This is a genomic window from Psychrobacter sp. TWR1-1-1, from assembly GCF_049895865.1.
GTDB lineage: Bacteria > Pseudomonadota > Gammaproteobacteria > Pseudomonadales > Moraxellaceae > Psychrobacter > Psychrobacter immobilis_A.
In genome coordinates, this window is record NZ_JAFCTE010000003.1 from 306750 (window position 1) to 322362 (window position 15613).

Sequence of the window (15613 nt, forward strand, 5' to 3'; positions counted from 1 at the left end):
GACGGCAATTTATCTCATTTTTATCACCATTTTTGAAATGAGGACACGCCCTAGAGGTATTTTTCGTCAATCATCAGCTTTATTAAACACCATAAAAAAGACCTCAAGTGAGGTCTTTTTTATGACTGCTTTTAATTTGTGGAATCACTCAATCAAATAACTTTTGAGAAACGATTCTTATGTTTTTTCTCAAGGTATTCATCAAATACCATGGCGACGTTACGACCTAATAAGCGACCTTTTGGTAGTACGCGAATACCAGCCGCGTCCATATCGATGAGCTTGTCTTCTTGCATGGCGCCAAGCTGTTGAATCTCATTGATAAAGTAAGTGATGGCATCGATACCAAATTTTTGATTGACGTCTTTAAAGTCGATATAGTCGTGACAAAGTAGATTCATAATCACATATTCACGCAAGCGATCTTTGATAGATGTTTTGATGACTTTTACCGCAGGCATGGCAGCCGAGTTACTTTGTGCAGCATCGATACTCGCTTGATAAACTGATAAATCTGTATCATTTTGCAAAATATAGCGGGTATTGGCATTGGCAATTTGACTGATAGAGGAGACGCCGAAGCCCAATAAATCACAATCGCCCATGATGGTATAACCTTGAAAGTTACGATGCAGTTTGCCCTCACGCTGCGCCACGGCTAATTCATCATCAGGCTTGGCAAAATGATCAATACCGATATATTGATAGCCAGCTTCGGTCAGGGTATTGATGGTATTGCCAAGCATCGTAAGCTTGGCCGCTGGATCTGGCAAATCGGCTTCTTTAATCTGGCGCTGGGCTTTAAAACGTTCTGGCAAGTGTGCGTAATTAAATACTGACAAGCGATCCGGCGACATCTCGATGATACGGCGTACCGTTTTATCCAAGGTTGCGGGTGTTTGATGCGGCAAACCATAAATCAGATCGATATTGATAGAATGAAAACCTAGATCACGCGCCTCATTTAACACATTTTCAATGAGCTCTGCTGAATGTACGCGATTGACGGCGATTTGTACCGTTTCATCGAGGTCTTGTACACCTAAACTGACACGGTTAAAGCCAAGGTTACGCAATACTTTTAACGTCTCGCCACTCAGCTCACGTGGGTCAATTTCAATAGAGTAATCGCCTTTGTCTTCAGGTAAGAATTCAAACTGAGTTTGTAAAAACTGCCACAGTTGAACCATTTCTTCATCACGCAAAAATGTTGGCGTACCCCCACCCAAATGCAGCTGTTTAACGAGGGGTTTGCTACTACCTTCTGGGACAGATAGCAGGCGGCGTTTGTGCTTAATCTCAGCGATTAAATACTGTAAATAATCGCCTGAGTCGCTATTTTTCTTGGTGATAATTTTATTGCAAGCGCAGTAATAGCAGAGGTGCCGACAAAAAGGAATATGAAAATATAAAGACAGTGGTGCACGAGCTTCACGGTTTTGAAGGATCTTTGCCTCAAGACCATCAGAGATGGGTGAGAACTCTAAAGCGGTCGGATAGGAGGTATAACGTGGTCCTGAACGATTGTATTTATTAATAATCGCTTCATCAAAGGCAGGTAGCTGCTTACTCATCATACTGCCACGCGTACTGGCATAAGGACTTTCTGATTGCATAACAGGGCGTGTCGTGGTCGGTTGCTCTCCTGCACGATTGTAAGGTTGCTGAGTATTTGATTCTGAATGTTCTTTCATGCGGTACTCCTCGTTTTGACCTTGAGTATTACTGTTCTTACATCTCTAACGACCAAATATCTGAAAGCCAGTAGGTGTTTGATAGATGGTTAATAACCATAATAAGTTTGTTATCAATAATAATTTTCACAGCGCTATCTGCTGCTAAATTTATAGCCATGAATAAGCACTAGTATAACAAATCCTTGTTTGCAGTGGGGTGGTCGGCGAGTTTTCTTAATAATGAATCGACGATCTGCACACAGGCTGCTTCCATAAAGTAAAAAAGACCTCAGCATATATCTGAGGTCTTTTTATCACTAATTTAAGCTATCACTAATTTAAGTTACGTCAAACTTATTCTTTTAGCTGGATTTTATTGCCAACGGCTTGCTTGCTAACGTCACTAGCATTGAAGGGTAGGCGAATCCATTCTTTAGCTGAGTAGCGACCACTCTGGTCACGATGGAACGGTCGAGTAGTATCAGAAGCTTGCGAGTAACCTAGTAATGCTTCTGCTACAGGGCCGCTTTTATCAAAGGTAACGGTTTGCATATATGTCGGACCAAAATTAATGAGGTAGTTTGCGCCATCATTAGCGCTTGTGCCTCTCGTTTCTGCAACATTGAATACACCTTCACGACCAAAGCCACCATGCATAGCAATACGCTCGCCGTTTTTACCAGCATCAACGATATACTGCAAATCAGATAAAGACGCATCAAGAGCAATGTTTTTATCTTGGAAGAACTTAATGGAATCTCCTAAAGCAGTACGTGTATCCGCACTAATAATTAAACCACGAGGCGTATTGACTGGGTCTTTTGCATCAAATTTAACACTGAATATCGTATCCGTCGTTTCATTGAAATCCACATTACGCCAAAACTCTCTAAAGACATGAGCGCCTTTGCTCTCTAAATTATTACGACGATCCCAATTACCCAAGATATTACAAGCATTAGTTGCATCAATAGTAGAGCCGCCTGTCAAAGGCATGCTAGCATTCGCTCGACAATCTGCTAATACGTCATCGAGTACCAACTCAGCGACATAACTGCGGTTACCATAGACGACCTCTTGCATATTGTCTAAATTGAAGTTAGTACCGCCCAAGTTATCTTTATTACTGAATCGATCTTGTATTTGAACCAGTCCCATACGTGAGCGCATAAGCAATGGAACACCATCTACTGGACTAGCACCTAAGAAGGGGGCTAAACGACGACGTAGGAGTGGTGAAAATCCAGTCAGTGGTTGCTCTAAATTGCTTAACCAATAGCTATCATTTGAGTTAGCAACATAATCATCGCGGATCAAGAAAGGTAAGTTTGAGCGCCCAAAAATACCTGCTTGCGGTGAGTCTGTATCAACTCCCCATTCACAGGCAGCGGTACTACCATTCAGTGCTGGCAAGTCAGAGGCAATTAAAGCACCAAGGAAGGGGCCAGATGCAGCACTACTACAAGCTTCAAGCTTAGCTTTGGTCACATTTGGTACGGTTGAGATGTCAGCATAGAGTGCCTTACCATTACGGTCGGTAGCAATAGTATTAACAAACCCAAGACCAAGGACGCTTTGCATTCTGTCGACTAAGTCCTCAACGCTCGTAGCCTTATTCATACTACGCCATTGATTGAGTGCTCTTGGGTTTTCAGAGGCGGCATCACGGATAGTATAAGCTAGATTATTAGCGCCCCATGCTGGTAATTGGCCATTGAGTAAATTGACCGCTAACATAGGTCCATATTGTGAGACATAAATATTGTGAACCTGCGTCTGATTATTTGGTAGCTGAATAGTGACAGGAACGGTTTCGATATCACGCTGCTCAGTCACACCAGCGCTATTAGTATAATTGTATTTGAGAGGATCTCCGTCAACTAGGCTAAGCTGATAAAGTGTAAAACGTTTGGCAGTGGATACGGTATGGCTCCAAGCCACGTCTTTATTAAAACCGATGTTAGGGAAAGGCTGACCTTGCTGAGCCGCACCCATCACATCCAGCTCACCTGGCATCGTTAAGTGAAATTGATAGAAGCGTTGGACGCCATCCCATGGCTCATGCGGATTGCCATACATGACCCCACTACTAGTACCGGTCACCTCCTTACCAAAGGCGTAGGCATTACTACCGCCACTCATCGCATTAATCGTATCCATATTGAATGCAGGTGCTGACTCTACGACAGGATTTGCGACTGGAACACTACGCATTCTTGAGCTACCCTGAACGCCAGCAATAGAGGGCGGTGCCGCTGCTACAATGGGACCGACAAAATTAGATAAGCCACCACGTAGATTGGCTTTACCGTAGACCGTCAATAAATCATCGAGAGTAATCTCTCGTACCCATTCAGCATTGGCACAAGCAGGATCGATATTAGCCACGCCTTTATCACGTAGATAACGGCTATAGCCTGCAGCATAACCTGTCACAGCATCAATGACTTCAGGGTCTTGAGCTGCTAAAAATTCAGCTTTTCGCTTGTCAGTGTTGTACCACGTATAAAAAGCATCGCTAGCCAAATTACCGTCAGCGCCTAGATACAGCATACTCTGACCGCTAGCGACTACAACTTCACGCGCTAGTGAGCAGAAGTTATCTTCTGCGAATGCATAACCGACGCCATAACCCAGACCTTTATAATCCTTTGCAGTGATGTGCGGTATACCGAACTCAGTGCGCTGAATATCGGCTTCATAATTAGTGGAAGGGGATATGACATCATCGTCATTGAAACTATTGTCGCTGTCTGAGCAGCCGAATAGTCCTAAAGAGGCTGCTACTGTCAGTAGCGTGAGTGTGGGCACACGCCGATTATGCATCTTTATGCTCATAAGCTTATCCGTCCATGGTAGTAGGTATTGTATAAAGTAGGTGTTATATAAATCTACAGCAAAAAACCGCCAGCAAACTTTATATGATCAATAAAATCCTTTTATTGCCAATACTCTTGCTAATCTTTAGTGCTTTATAGCGCGATTAAAACTACCCAATACGTTAATAACGTGGTTAACAGGCGTGATAATCTTTGGGGCAGCATAGCTGAATAAGACTGAGCGAAAGAGCATCCGTTTATCATATAACAACTGTTGATAATTATGCTAGTAAATAAAATTAGACAAGAAAACACGACATTTGCGCACTGATACATAATGCTCTATTATCAATTATTCCCTATATTAGGAAAATGCTGATGTCGTTTGCCCAAGTCTATACTCGTTCAGTCGTCGGACTGCATGCGCCCAAGGTCATTATTGAAGTGCATCTGTCACAAGGGTTGCCAGCATTGACCATTGTCGGTTTGCCGGAGGCGGCGGTACGTGAGAGCAAAGACCGTGTACGCTCTGCGATTTTGAACTCTGGCTTTCAATTTCCTAATCGTCGTCTCACTATCAATTTAGCCCCCGCTGATTTGCCTAAAGATGGCGCGCGTCTTGATTTACCGATTGCCATCGGAATCTTGGCAGCCAGTGATCAATTGGATCCAGAAGTATTATCAGGGTTTGAGTTTATCGGTGAGTTAGCGCTCAATGGGAATTTACGGCAAGTGACAGGCAGCTTAGCGGTGGCACGAGCGATCAAAGCTGAGGCGCTAGCGTCCAAAGTATTGCAGGTAGCAAATATCACTGAACAAGAGCTGAGCGAGCCGCAGTCAAAACTACCGCAGCTTATCGTACCGATTGATAATGGTGCTGAGGCTAGCCGTGTGGATGGCGTGACGATACTAGCCGCGCAAAGCTTAAAGACAGTTTGTGACCACTTACAGTCGTTAGCCAATCCAAGCGCAGCCTATGAATCTTTGGACGTTGTACAACCCAGTCCAGCGCAGCAGCATGTTGGCTATCAAGTGGATTTGGCTGATGTCAAAGGACAGCATCATGCACGGCGCGCGCTAGAGATTGCCGCTGCTGGTGGTCATTCGCTGTTATTTACAGGGCCACCCGGCTCAGGCAAGACGTTAATGGCGTCAAGGCTGCCGACCATATTGCCGGATTTAAGTGATGAAGATGCATTAGAAGTTGCCAGTACTTATTCAGTGGCAGACAGCGATTACGATTATGGGACAAGACCGTTTAGGCAGGTTCATCACACTATATCAGCCGTGGCTTTGGTGGGTGGTGGCTCACGACCAAAACCGGGTGAAATTACCCTTGCCAATAAGGGCGTATTATTCCTTGACGAATTGCCAGAGTTTGATCGGAGTGTGCTTGAGGTATTGCGTCAGCCATTAGAAGCCAAGCAAATCACTATTAGCCGTGCCAACTCGCAGATGACTTTTCCAGCAAACTTCCAATTGGTCGCTGCCATGAATCCATGTCCATGCGGCTATGATGGCGATACCTCAGGGCGTTGTCGCTGCCGACCTGAACAGATTAAACGTTACCAAGACAAACTATCAGGTCCACTGCTTGATCGCATTGATTTGCATATCACTGTACCTGCGCTGCCAATTGCCGACTTGCAAAATGCTCAAGCTGGCGAAACCTCCGAACAAGTGCGCGTTCGAGTCATTGCCGCACATAAACGTCAGATGCAGCGGCAACAAAAGGTCAATAATGAGCTTAGCCCTAGCGAGATTGATAAATATATCCAACTAGGAGAGGGTGAACAGCAACTATTACAGCTCGCTCAGCAGCGTCTGAATTTATCGGCACGCGGTTATCATCGAGTATTGCGAGTGGCGCGTACCATTGCTGATTTGGCTGACAGTATCGATATTACAAGCGCTCATGTGTCTGAGGCGCTCAGTTATCGGAGCAAATAATAATTTCAAAGAATGGCTTAAATGAATCATTCTAATGTTCAAATTTTAGCTGTCTATCTTATAATTTTTGAAAATATATTCTACCAATGCCGCAAAATCATCAAAGGCTTCGGTCGGGTTTAGCTCACGGATATCTTGTCCGTAGTTGTAGCCATAAGACAGCCCGAAAGTATCCATATTGGCGTTTTGTCCGGCTAAGATATCGTTTCTAGAATCGCCAATCATCACAGCTTTTTCTGGAGTGACGTTCAACGCTTTACAGACATGCAGTAGCGGTGCTGGATCAGGCTTTTTAGTTGAGAGACTATCACCGCCTAATACTTCACTGAATAAGTCCTGCCAGCCAAAGGATTGCAATATTTTTGGTACAAAACGAATCGGCTTATTGGTCACTAGCGCCAGCGTAAATCCTGCTGCTTTTAGCTTTTTTAATCCGCTATCGACATCTGGGTAAGCAACGGTTTTGCTACCACTGAGATTTTTGTAAGCCTCAAAAAACAGGTGCTCTGCGTGATTGGCTTCCTCGACCGTCAACTCGCCTTCTAACATGTCTACCTTACCTACTAGTGCGCGCTCTACCAGCAATCTTGAGCCGTTGCCTATCCAGTTTCGTATGGTCTCGATAGGGTAAGTCTTTTTGCCCAGAGTGGCTAACATCGCATTGGTCGCATCAGCCAAATCTGGCACGCTATCAATGAGCGTGCCATCAAAATCAAAAATCAAAAGTCGCTTAATATCTACAGTCATTATTATTTGCCCACGCTATCAATTTTATACTTTTTTGGAGTATTAGCTCCAAGCCCTCATTACCTTAGCACAGCAAATCATGAATTCAATTATTTAACAGTCTGTCATTATCAATATTTCTATCTTTTCAGGCTGAGGATAATTTTTATTGATATATTTTATGCTTATTCAACCTCTTTATAACGTTCGCGATGCTCGGCTTTCATTCTTAAATAATCTTCGTTCTCACGACACTCGTCCCATTTTTGTTTAAATATGCGCGCTGACTCTGCTTTGACTGGGTCTTCGATTTGTCGTGGCAACTCTTCGCGACCATGTGCGCCGCTCTGACCTTTTTTATCATCGGGCACTGGCCCTTTATATTTTTTGCCGCCTTTGTGATTGGCGTAACGACGGGCGCGGGTATAGCCCATTTGAATAAATTTGCGCGCCATATCAGCACCCACAAAGTCATCGGCCGCCAGATAATCTAAAAACATCTGATAAATTGTCTCGCTGCTCTCAAGCGCAATATCAGGGGTCGCAAAGCGCCAGTGTGGCAGGATTTCAGACTTATACGGCTCTACCAATAATACGCCTTGCTCGCCGCGACCGACCCGATACAGCTCTGGCTGCGCGCGCAAATCTAGGTTTTTATAATCCAAATCGTAATCGAACGCTCTCATCGCTTTTCCCTATTAGTATTCGTCATCTGTCAAATTTATCATTATCAATACTATCGAGTATACTGAGCGCCGCTGTCTAAAAAACAGCACAAAAATGTTATGCAACCGTGACAGTAAGCGTTTAGCATAGCGAATAGAATCAATCATTGAGCAGGTCTGAGTAGGTTAAAGTTATGACAGTTAATAAAAACATCCTCAATATAATCAGTCTAGCTGGCTCGACTTTTACGATGTCGTTAAAAAGTATATTTGTGATATTGGTGCTGCTGCTCATCAGCGTGTTAAGCACCAATGTTGCCCATAGCGCATGGTTTGAGCGGTTGATTCCGCAAGGAGAAACTTACACGGTACGCGAGATAGATCGTGATTTGGCGTTCGTGATTGATGGTTTCATTTATGATGCGCGCACGTCTTGCTTTTTAGCAGTGGGCGATAGAGTGATATTTTTTGAAGGGCGTCATGGTATCGATTACCGCGCGACGGTTTATGACTTAGACTCGCGTGAACGTTGCGAGGTGTTATTAAGAAGACGTTTGTCATAAGCTATTAGACTTATTTCAGAACGGAATATAAGCATAAAAAAAGCCCCGAACATTGCTGTTTGGGGCTTTTTAGAATTCTTAAACGAATGGTGGCTCGAGGCAGGTTCGAACTGCCGACACACGGATTTTCAATCCGTTGCTCTACCGACTGAGCTATCGAGCCGTCTTCGTTGAGGCGCTATTAAACTAAATATAGACGTTGCTGTCAAGTAGTTTTTGCATAATAGAAGATAAAAGACGATAAATAATCAAATATTGGCAAAATTAACTATCTCTGCTTTCGATTTAATCTTTAACACGCAGTAAATCATACTCGCTCATAATACGATGAATATCTGCATCGGCAGGGACAAACTCACGCACACCTTTTTTGACCTCGGCATCATAGACCAGTTTGATAAACTTAGCATCGATCGCGCGACCGCGATTTTGCTGATGCACCGTTAAATATTGCAAACGCTTGGCATCGGTTTGCCCATCATCAAAACAGCCAACAGCGGCGATAGGTTTATCATTAAACATACCGACGTATAGATACTGACCACGCTTAAAACCTTGCTCAACGATATTTAATACCTCGATACCATCAGGCTGCGCGTCATCGCTATCGTATAATGCCTGCAAGCGCTCTGATAGCTCATTGTCGCGAGCAGGTTTTTTGATAAGTGGTACATCCAAGCTATTAATGGCGATCGCTTCTAAAGGCATGGCAGTTCCTATAAACAGAGGGTTTCTATCGTATAAAGTAGCAGTATGACACAGCACAAAGTTATAACACGGCAAAAGTCATAGAAAGTAGGCTGTAGAATATGATATCTAAAAGTCAGTGCAAATCATGATTAATAATACTGAACACACTATTTTAGCAGAATGAGGTGATTTTGTGCGTGGTTTACCGCTTGGTCGTGGCAGTAAATGTTAGGGTTTGCTATGATGAGGCTAGATGATATTTAGTACGTACAAACCCTAATACCTTGATATCTTTTGTATATATCATTTTCTAATACATTTTTTGCTAGCGCTGACCCAGACACTAGTAAAATATTTAGACATGTTTCGCCTTATTTATTGACCGCTTTTCACTGATAAAAAACTGATAGAGAGTAGCCATGACAGCCAATGCAATGACGACTGCTGATACACCTGAGCAAAATGCACCAAAAAACCTAAATCTACATGGTCGCCCTGAACGTATTGCGACCGTTGAGCGCATTACTGCTGAGACCCAAGTGACTTGTACCGTCAATCTTGATGGTACGGGTCAAGGGGTTGTAGATACTGGCGTACCGTTTTTGGATCATATGATTGATCAAATCAAGCGTCACGGTTTGTTTGACTTAGAAATTAAATGCAACGGTGATACCTTTATCGATGACCATCATAGCGTTGAGGATACTGGTATTACGCTTGGACAAGCATTTAATAAAGCATTGGGCGATAAAAAGGGCATTCGTCGTTATGGGCACTTTTATGCGCCGCTTGATGAATCATTGACCCGCGCTGTCGTCGATCTATCAGGTCGTCCTGGTCTACATATGGACATTCCCTTTACCCGCTCGCACGTCGGTAATTTCGATGTTGACCTGTTTAGTGAGTTTTTCTATGGTTTCGTCAATCATTCATGGATGACGGTGCATTTAGACAATTTAAAAGGCAAAAACAGCCATCACCAAATCGAGTCTACCTTTAAAGCGTTTGCTCGTGCGCTACGTATGGCGTGCGAATATGATGAGCGTGCACTCAATACTCTGCCTTCGACTAAAGAGGCGTTTTAATGGCTAAAGTAACCAAAGTAGCGCTACTAGATTATGGTATGGGTAATTTGCACTCTGCTAGCAAAGCACTATCGGTAGTTGGGGCAGACGTCTCTATTACCAATGATCCTAAGGTTGTCGCTGCGGCAGACAAGATTGTCTTCCCCGGTGTCGGTGCGATGCGTGACTGTATCGCTGGCATGCACGAGGCGGGCATTGATGACGTGATACGCCATGCGGTATTTAATAAGCCTGTTATGGCTATCTGTGTGGGCATGCAGGCATTGTTTGAGCAGTCCGCTGAAAATGGTGGTACAGACTGCTTGGGTATCTTAAACGGCACTGTAGAAGCATTTGACCCTACGTGGAAAGACAAGCAGGGCACTACCATCAAAGTACCGCATATGGGCTGGAATACCATTAGCGGTATGGATTTTGACCATCCGCTGTGGCAGGGTATTGAGGACAACGCGCATTTTTACTTTGTGCATAGTTACTACTGCGAGCCTACTAATAGCTCACAAGTGGCGGCGATATGTGACTATGGTCAACCGTTTTGTGCCAGTGTCATCCAAGACAATTTATTTGCTACCCAGTTTCACCCAGAAAAAAGTCATACTGCTGGCTTGCAGTTGTTGAAAAATTTCGTCGAGTGGAATGTGTAAGTAGGCGATAAACGTGAAGTGAATATTTAATTTAGCAGAAGGTAGATTATCCATTATATAATCTGCCTTTTTTATGCTCAGCCATCACTTTGTAGCTGCCACTCTTTAGCTATTATAGTTTAGCCATCATGGTTTAGTGATACTCTCCGTCGTTTTCTACTTGCTTATATTTGGAATATCTCAGTGGATTTTACCGCTTTTAAAATCAATGTTATTGAAGTATCTGGACTTGCCAAAGATGCCTTACATATCTATGTCGGCGTCGGCATCTATCTTTTGTGTCTGCTTGTGCTGCGTCCTATCATTAAAAAGCAAAGCATCAGATCATTCATGGCTCTAGTCGTCGTGACGGGCATTGCTTTATTGGGCGAGTATTTAGATAATCGAAATACGATTGAAGCATCAGGCATGGCTGGCTTAAGCCACGAACAGCTGGTCGCAAGCCTCCGCGATTTGATCAATACGTGCCTGCTGCCTTACGTGCTCTATGCGCTGAATAAGTGGACGAAGATATTCAGTTCATTCAATCCGTCTACTAAACTTTTAAAGCAGCGCTAATATTCCGAAGTAATTTTATTTCAGATATCAAAAAAGTAAACTTAAGTAGGATTTTATGGTGTAAAATTCATAATATAAAATATATAGCAGACCATATTATGTCTTCATTTAAAATACCTACTTACATTTTTTCTTCTATTATTCTATGTCTAACGATGTTTAGCTATCATTCAGCAGTGGCAAGTCAAAATGTCATCATTGACCTAAATAAACCCATATCGGCAGCACTTTTGGCGCAGTACAATCGTGATGGTATCGAGATTGACTACGATGATACGACTGTATTGAAGCAAGTTTACGTGACGGAAAAAGATGGGGCAATCGCACGTCAGTTACCAAGCGGCGCTGCTCGAAAGGTGAAAAGCTATACGTTCGGAGAGAAACTAGAGGTCATTGAAGATAGAAAGGATTGGTATGCGGTGCAAGACAGAATTCGTAGAGAGTATGACGAGGACAATGATGGCATTGTAGAGACAGACGTTGTTAAATGGGAAAAGGTCTTTGTGAGAAAAGAGCAAACGGGTTCTACTATACCTGCCTCGCTAACGTCCAAAGATTTAAACATACTAGCATATCTATCCATTGGCGAAGACTACGAGACTTTTGAAAATGGCAAAGCACTTAACGATTACCTAAAAATAGAGCTAATTGATAAGGCTTTGTTTGAGAAGAAACGTCCACTTGCCGTTGATTTTTTATCAAAAGATGAAAGTATTAAAAAGAGAAATGGTGTGATGTCCATTCCAACTGCAAAAAAACCAGTGAAGTTTGTTGATAAAGATAATGGTGATGACGGCGATGAGCGTTTTGATTACATCGGTAGTATCGATTTTTTAAACCAACATTTAATAGAAGGAAACTACTGGGAAAGCTCGAACTACGAGATGATTGATAAAAATTCGGGTGAGATGACGCAGGTATTTATAGATTATCCTCATATCTCTCCCAATAAAAAATATATCATCTCAGCCTATACCAACCCATATGAGCAATACACCGATCTAGAGCTGTATAAAATTAAGGGAACAGACACCATCCCGATTATGGGTGCAGGCTTTATGCATTGGATGCTTACTGTTGAACCAGAAAATATATTTTGGGCAAAAGATGGTTTCCTATACCTAGCGGTTAATCATAGCGCCGCCTTTTGGAAAGAAGATGGGCATATCAATGATGAGTTTCAATATATTAGGATAAAGGTGGCTCTATAGAGACGCCACCAAGATATTTAGAAACCTATTTCTGATTATACAACCCACGTACCACTTCACCAATCGCTGCAATACCATCAGTCAGTGTCTGCTCATCAGCGGCGATACTCATACGAATACACTCATGTGCATGCTGATAATCGCTGACATCGACACCAGGGAAGAAATACTGACTTGGTACAATGAGCGTGCCTTTTTCTTTTAAAATCTCGTACAGCTCAACCGTGGTAATCGGCAAATCTTTAAACCACAACCATAAGAATATCGCGCCTTCAGGCTTATGAATCATCAACGGATAATCGCCCAATGCTTCTTTTAACAGCTTCACGGCAAGAGTGGCCTGCTTTTGATAAAACGGCTTAATCTCATTATCGGCTAACTGCTTGATACGGTCGTTTTCTACCAATGGCGTGGCAATCGCTGCACCAAAACGTGTCGGCGCTAGATTCACCACCGCATTCATCGCGCTGACCGCTTCGATCACTTTCGCATCGGCTACTATAATACCGGTACGCATACCGGGCAGGCCAATTTTAGACAGGCTAAAGCACAGAATCGTATTGTTATCCCACGTCAAATGCGCGTCTGAATAGATGATATTAGGGAAGGGCATACCGTAGGCATTATCGATGATAAGGGGTATGTCATAACGTTCGGCAATCTCGGCCAAATGCGCCATTTCTTCATCGGTCAACACGTTGCCAGTCGGGTTGGTCGGGCGTGAGCAGCAAATCGCGCCAATACGACCTTCCTTTAGCGCTGGCAAGTTTTCTAACGCGTCAAAATCCACCCGATATTTAAAAAACCCTTCCGCGCCGTCATGAGTCACTTCATCGATATGTGGCAATACCGCTGCGAAATGCTGACCTTCGACATGCACGTCGCTATAGCCGATATACTCAGGGGTCAATGGCAGTAGGATGGACTTGTCGACAGATTCGTTCTTTTCATCCTGACTGTTTTCATTAGCAAAAGCGCCGCCAAACAGATTAAACAAATAGAAAAACGCATTCTGTGAGCCATTGGTCAAGGCAATATTTTCTGACGTTAGATTCCAATCATAATGACGGTTAAAGAAACCAACCAACGCATCGATAAAGGCGGCATCACCTTGTGGATTAGAGTAATTCGCCATGCTAATAATCGCGCTGCTATTGGCTTCTCCTGCATCATTGTCATTACCAAGTGCTTTATACGTCTCCAAAAATAGCTCATTAACGGCATCAATTTTGGCAGGGTTACCACCACCCAGCATGTTGACTGGCTGATCGCTTTTTAGCGCATCGCCTAGATCGTCCATTAATTGTGAGATGCCAGTTGGCTGGGTAAATTTTTGACCGAACTTTGAGAATTTCATAAGGCTACCATGCTGTTTGGGAGGGTTTGATAAGAAGGAATTTGATTGATAAAAGTTGGGCTAGTATAGCAAAAGATAGGGGGTCGGGGAGAGATGTTCAGGGGCAGATGTGGATTGAAAAGAGTTTAGTTTATACATATTATTGATATAATTATCCTATAAAAGTCTTGTTTATCTCTAATTTGTCGTGTATTCTGAAATTTATCTATTGACAAGAAAGATAAATTTGTGTATAATTAAGCTCTGGCTTATCAATATTCTTAAAGAATATTGATAAGCCAGAGCGGAAAAATAAACTAATGTTCGTTTTATATTTACGTAAATTAATACTAACTCTACATTGTAGTACATAAAATTTTTGTACTATGTATATACGTAGTGTATTTTTTATCTGTAAATCAACTTAGTACGGAAGTGAAATTAAGCTTACAATTCTACTTAGTTAGGAGAATTCAAATGGTAAAATTTGATATGTTCAAGAAGGTTACTCATGAAGGATGGGATGGTTAAATTAAGAAGAAAACTCAAATTACCTATAATAGCCCCTATTGTATTGTTTACACTAGGGGCTATTTGGTTGTGGTGGCACTATCAGATAAATTACTCAGATGTTGTAGTATCAGCTTCAGATGAAGTGACGGTACGAAGCTTCCAAGATAGTGTGTATAGAGTAGTTCTTGGATCCTTCCCTAGCTATGTTTTAGTGGCTGTAGCTACAATAGGTTTATATCTAACTTATCAGTCTATACAAAGTAGTAAATCTTCTAGTAGAAAACAATTAACAATACAACTTGTGACAGAACTCAATGAAAATAAAAGATTGCAAAATACTAAGAACTTAATTTTTGTTAAGGGAAATGATCTGCCCCAATATTATAGCCAGCTAGACAATCATGAATACAAAAATAAATCCGACGAAGAAATATCTAAAGAAATTAGACATAAAGAAGATTTTATAATATTTAAGCATATAAAAATAAACAAAAGTTTTCTAAAGAATGAAAAAAAAGAAAAATAGATGTCGAAGAAGAGAAAAAGAAAAGATATAAGAGAATACTAGAAGACGAAAAGTTAAAAGATGATATTCATTATGTACTAAACTATTACGAACAAGTTGCCTTAGGAATACGTGTAAAAGCTTTCGAAGAAGAGATTTTTAAAAATTTACACTACTCTAGTTTTATGAAAGTTTGGCAATATGCTCACCCATTAATTCTTAGAATTCGTGCAATCAGCGGTAAGAAGACTATTTATCAGGAAATAGAGTATCTGGCAAGAAAGTGGGATAATGAGCCAATTAAAATGCACTCACTAAATATAGAAATAATTGACGACAATTATGAATAGTTAGTGGACTATAAGCAGTTAAACAAAGTTTAGGAAACTCCCTTTAGCTCATATCGAAGTTATCATTTTCGACAACTCATGCAAGCCTTCACAATCATCTACGATATCTAAATGACTGACCAATAACTGTTCAAGTTGTGTTAGTTCCTGCTGATACTTTTCAATAACTAATATAGACAATATATCTTCGAGTTCAAGCGCCTGATTAATAATAGGCGCTAACCCTTTTAAGTCGTTGTTTTCCTTGATTGTTGATAACCTGTCAAGGCTGAAAATCAAAAAATGAGCTTGGTCAATGCTGATCTCACTAAGAGGTAAAAGT

Annotated in this window: 15 protein-coding genes and 1 tRNA gene; 8 read left to right on the top strand and 8 right to left on the bottom strand. The window is 42.0% G+C overall.

Annotated elements, in window-relative coordinates; genetic code table 11:
• Window positions 1-152: 152 nt before the first annotated feature.
• Window positions 153-1694 (bottom strand): oxygen-independent coproporphyrinogen III oxidase, encoded by a 1542-nt coding sequence (hemN, locus tag ACP69U_RS05095; RefSeq protein WP_426137999.1) that lies wholly within the window; start codon window positions 1692-1694, stop codon window positions 153-155.
• Window positions 1695-2030: 336 nt separating this feature from the next.
• Window positions 2031-4514 (bottom strand): penicillin acylase family protein, encoded by a 2484-nt coding sequence (locus ACP69U_RS05100; RefSeq protein WP_426138000.1) that lies wholly within the window; start codon window positions 4512-4514, stop codon window positions 2031-2033.
• A gap of 359 nt (window positions 4515-4873) precedes the next feature.
• On the opposite strand from ACP69U_RS05100, the gene ACP69U_RS05105 reads away from it, so the two are divergent.
• Complete coding sequence (locus ACP69U_RS05105) at window positions 4874-6445, top strand: YifB family Mg chelatase-like AAA ATPase (RefSeq protein WP_426138001.1); 1572 nt, start codon at window positions 4874-4876, stop codon at window positions 6443-6445.
• Between the two features lie 45 nt (window positions 6446-6490).
• On the opposite strand, the gene ACP69U_RS05110 is transcribed toward ACP69U_RS05105, so the two are convergent.
• Both ACP69U_RS05110 and ACP69U_RS05115 read right to left on the bottom strand, forming a co-directional pair.
• On the bottom strand, window positions 6491-7192 hold the full coding sequence (locus ACP69U_RS05110) for a phosphoglycolate phosphatase (protein WP_426138002.1): 702 nt from the start codon (window positions 7190-7192) through the stop codon (window positions 6491-6493).
• A gap of 164 nt (window positions 7193-7356) precedes the next feature.
• Entirely contained in the window at window positions 7357-7857 is a 501-nt protein-coding gene (locus tag ACP69U_RS05115; protein WP_060492083.1) for a DUF4385 domain-containing protein, read from the bottom strand.
• Window positions 7858-8030: 173 nt separating this feature from the next.
• Here ACP69U_RS05115 and ACP69U_RS05120 point away from each other — a divergent pair, with 173 nt between their 5' ends.
• The gene (locus ACP69U_RS05120; RefSeq protein ID WP_426138003.1) at window positions 8031-8399 is read left to right on the top strand and encodes a hypothetical protein; all 369 of its coding nucleotides are present in this window, start codon (window positions 8031-8033) and stop codon (window positions 8397-8399) included.
• Between the two features lie 87 nt (window positions 8400-8486).
• Here the strand turns inward: ACP69U_RS05120 and ACP69U_RS05125 are convergent.
• Both ACP69U_RS05125 and ACP69U_RS05130 read right to left on the bottom strand, forming a co-directional pair.
• Window positions 8487-8562 (bottom strand) — tRNA-Phe (locus ACP69U_RS05125).
• Between the two features lie 122 nt (window positions 8563-8684).
• Window positions 8685-9107, bottom strand: coding sequence for a hypothetical protein (locus tag ACP69U_RS05130; protein WP_045453868.1), 423 nt, complete (start codon window positions 9105-9107; stop codon window positions 8685-8687).
• 401 nt (window positions 9108-9508) lie between these two features.
• On the opposite strand from ACP69U_RS05130, the gene hisB reads away from it, so the two are divergent.
• From hisB to ACP69U_RS05150, 4 genes are all read left to right on the top strand, one after another.
• A complete protein-coding gene (hisB, locus tag ACP69U_RS05135; RefSeq protein ID WP_227697690.1) occupies window positions 9509-10174 on the top strand; it encodes an imidazoleglycerol-phosphate dehydratase HisB in 666 nt (221 codons plus the stop codon).
• Window positions 10174-10818 (top strand): imidazole glycerol phosphate synthase subunit HisH, encoded by a 645-nt coding sequence (gene hisH / locus ACP69U_RS05140; RefSeq protein ID WP_426138004.1) that lies wholly within the window; start codon window positions 10174-10176, stop codon window positions 10816-10818. Before hisB ends, hisH begins: the two co-directional genes overlap by 1 nt.
• 183 nt (window positions 10819-11001) lie before the next feature.
• Entirely contained in the window at window positions 11002-11376 is a 375-nt protein-coding gene (locus tag ACP69U_RS05145; RefSeq protein WP_045453863.1) for a hypothetical protein, read from the top strand.
• Window positions 11377-11474: 98 nt separating this feature from the next.
• Window positions 11475-12587 (top strand): hypothetical protein, encoded by a 1113-nt coding sequence (locus tag ACP69U_RS05150; protein ID WP_426138005.1) that lies wholly within the window; start codon window positions 11475-11477, stop codon window positions 12585-12587.
• A gap of 25 nt (window positions 12588-12612) precedes the next feature.
• Here ACP69U_RS05150 and ACP69U_RS05155 read toward each other — a convergent pair whose 3' ends face one another.
• Complete coding sequence (locus ACP69U_RS05155) at window positions 12613-13944, bottom strand: valine--pyruvate transaminase (RefSeq protein WP_198330236.1); 1332 nt, start codon at window positions 13942-13944, stop codon at window positions 12613-12615.
• A 490-nt stretch (window positions 13945-14434) separates the two neighbouring features.
• Between ACP69U_RS05155 and ACP69U_RS05160 the strand changes: the two genes are divergently transcribed.
• Together ACP69U_RS05160 and ACP69U_RS05165 are read left to right on the top strand one after the other, a co-directional pair.
• Complete coding sequence (locus ACP69U_RS05160) at window positions 14435-14962, top strand: hypothetical protein (protein WP_426138006.1); 528 nt, start codon at window positions 14435-14437, stop codon at window positions 14960-14962.
• Entirely contained in the window at window positions 14959-15291 is a 333-nt protein-coding gene (locus ACP69U_RS05165) for a DUF4760 domain-containing protein (protein ID WP_426138024.1), read from the top strand. The genes ACP69U_RS05160 and ACP69U_RS05165 overlap by 4 nt, the downstream gene beginning before the upstream one ends.
• A 48-nt stretch (window positions 15292-15339) precedes the next feature.
• Here ACP69U_RS05165 and ACP69U_RS05170 read toward each other — a convergent pair whose 3' ends face one another.
• A complete protein-coding gene (locus ACP69U_RS05170; protein WP_353511621.1) occupies window positions 15340-15594 on the bottom strand; it encodes a DUF3969 family protein in 255 nt (84 codons plus the stop codon).
• Between the last annotated feature and the right edge of the window lie 19 nt (window positions 15595-15613).

Excerpts from the sequence above, each read along its gene's own strand:
- hemN (WP_426137999.1), bottom strand. The coding sequence starts at position 1,694 with ATGAAAGAACATTCAGAATCAAATACTCAGCAACCTTACAATCGTGCA.
- ACP69U_RS05110 (WP_426138002.1), bottom strand. The coding sequence starts at position 7,192 with ATGACTGTAGATATTAAGCGACTTTTGATTTTTGATTTTGATGGCACG.
- hisH (WP_426138004.1), top strand. The coding sequence starts at position 10,174 with ATGGCTAAAGTAACCAAAGTAGCGCTACTAGATTATGGTATGGGTAAT.
- ACP69U_RS05155 (WP_198330236.1), bottom strand. The coding sequence starts at position 13,944 with ATGAAATTCTCAAAGTTCGGTCAAAAATTTACCCAGCCAACTGGCATC.
- ACP69U_RS05120 (WP_426138003.1), top strand. The coding sequence starts at position 8,031 with ATGACAGTTAATAAAAACATCCTCAATATAATCAGTCTAGCTGGCTCG.
- ACP69U_RS05160 (WP_426138006.1), top strand. The coding sequence starts at position 14,435 with ATGAAGGATGGGATGGTTAAATTAAGAAGAAAACTCAAATTACCTATA.
- ACP69U_RS05130 (WP_045453868.1), bottom strand. The coding sequence starts at position 9,107 with ATGCCTTTAGAAGCGATCGCCATTAATAGCTTGGATGTACCACTTATC.
- hisB (WP_227697690.1), top strand. The coding sequence starts at position 9,509 with ATGACAGCCAATGCAATGACGACTGCTGATACACCTGAGCAAAATGCA.
- ACP69U_RS05100 (WP_426138000.1), bottom strand. The coding sequence starts at position 4,514 with ATGAGCATAAAGATGCATAATCGGCGTGTGCCCACACTCACGCTACTG.
- ACP69U_RS05150 (WP_426138005.1), top strand. The coding sequence starts at position 11,475 with ATGTCTTCATTTAAAATACCTACTTACATTTTTTCTTCTATTATTCTA.
- ACP69U_RS05105 (WP_426138001.1), top strand. The coding sequence starts at position 4,874 with ATGTCGTTTGCCCAAGTCTATACTCGTTCAGTCGTCGGACTGCATGCG.
- ACP69U_RS05115 (WP_060492083.1), bottom strand. The coding sequence starts at position 7,857 with ATGAGAGCGTTCGATTACGATTTGGATTATAAAAACCTAGATTTGCGC.